The sequence below is a fragment of the Nesterenkonia sp. K-15-9-6 genome (assembly GCF_052656005.1).
Genome location: NZ_JBQYEY010000086.1, coordinates 1 through 265, shown reverse-complemented (window position 1 = coordinate 265; position 265 = coordinate 1). Strand labels below are relative to the sequence as shown.

The following is a 265-nucleotide window of genomic DNA, read 5'->3' as shown; positions in this document are numbered from 1 at the left end:
GCCCAGTCAAGGCGCGTTTCGCCGCTTTCGGTGTATGCGATTTCCCACTGATTTACCCCGGCGGTGAGTTTTGCCGATTCGGTCGCGGTCATCGATATTTCGATAATCCCTAAATTTGCGTCAATTTTCGCTACGGTAAAATCGGCAAGTTTTGTTCCCGTGGAGTTGTATACGGATGCGGTATACGTCCGGCCGGTAATGTCTTCCGGTTCGAGCGGGGTGATTCTAAGCGGCCCGAAACTCTTGCCCTTGTAGATCGGGTTTA

1 protein-coding gene is annotated in these 265 nt (G+C 52.1%); it reads right to left on the bottom strand.

The genetic code is table 11. The annotated features are described in order from the left end of the window. The coding region (locus SD455_RS16710) for a hypothetical protein (RefSeq protein WP_445508761.1) at positions 1–265 on the bottom strand (265 nt) is incomplete at both ends.